Below are 1250 nucleotides of genomic sequence, written 5' to 3' on the forward strand. Positions count from 1 at the left end.
ACACGGGCTCCCGCTTGGCACGAGAGCCCGTCAGAACTGCCGATGAAGCAGGGCTGGCTGCGTTCGTTCGCGAGCTGTAGCAACGGCGCGAACCTTAATGCGGCACAGAAACCTAGATCATGCGCGAACGCTCAATTGATGCTCGCATGTTCTGGCAGCGACGCGGACGACGGCGAAACCATTTTCTCCGCCCCCATTTTCTGTAACGTCTCGGCATCGACAAGCCGGGTAACGATCGGATGGAGCCGCAGGGCGCCCTCCTTCACCACCTGCTTGAAATTGGCAATCACATTGGCCGTCGTGCGCTGATCGGGCGCGACCACGTCAAGCAGCCAATTAATGCTACCCGAATTCCATTCCTCCGTCTTCAAGCGGATTGGGAACGTCCCGGCCTGGATTTGCTCACGAATGCGGCCATCCACTTCTTCACTGACACTCGCCCAAATCGCCAGTCCCGCCATATCGGCCAGCGGGTCATCCCCCTTGTCGCCACGATAGGCTAAGGAGATGCGGTCACGCATCAGCGGTTCTAGAACCAAATGCTGAAGGTCGGCGAGGGTCTGGTTGCGGTAGCGGGGTTGGACCATCATCGCCATCACGATCTTGCCGAAGCTCTCGCGGATATGCGCACGAACTGCCGAAATCTTTGCCGCGACGTCCGAATTCATCTCCGAACTTCCCGAAACCTCGCCGTTATTTTTGTTAATGACTTCGTCAGACCTATTGGTAACCATTAGCAGTCCCCTTAAATTCCAAATCCGGTTCGGAAAACAACATCGCCGCCGGTCGCAGTGAGCATACAACCAAAAGGTTCTACGCACCAACAACCATCACATTCCGGAAAGCAAGAATAATATACGAGATCGCACCGAAATTAAAAATCTGTAACCTGTTGCTCGGAATTTTGATGGCGGTGAACCACACACTTTCATCATAAAAAGGAGCAATTTTCTATTGCATAGATTGATGTCTCTGGCATCTAAGCAAATGAAACGAGGGGTGCGTCTCTATGCTTTTCCATTGCAGTAGCCACACTGCGGTTTTTGGCTGTTTTAGGTCGTTCAAGCGGTCAAGAATTCATAGTTTATCGAATTTTTGCTGGGACTGGCCCATTACTGCCGTGTCGCAATCGCGGTGCTAGATCCTTCGAATTCCGAAGGACACCAAGCCCACCCAAACACTCCGACGTTGCGGCCATTGGCGACGTTTTCGTATGCAACTGCCTCGAGCTAGTGCTGGAAGTTAATCCT

The 1250-nt window shown here is 53.0% G+C and carries 1 protein-coding gene; it reads right to left on the reverse strand.

What is annotated here, in order from left to right; translation table 11 throughout:
* Window positions 1-131: 131 nt before the first annotated feature.
* Window positions 132-734 carry a toxin-activating lysine-acyltransferase gene (locus ACZ1JC_RS04750; RefSeq protein ID WP_465148502.1) on the reverse strand — a complete coding sequence of 201 codons (603 nt, stop codon included), beginning with the start codon at window positions 732-734 and terminating at the stop codon, window positions 132-134.
* Window positions 735-1250 lie beyond the last annotated feature (516 nt).

The organism is Sphingomonas sp. BL-S-28 (genome assembly GCF_055521515.1).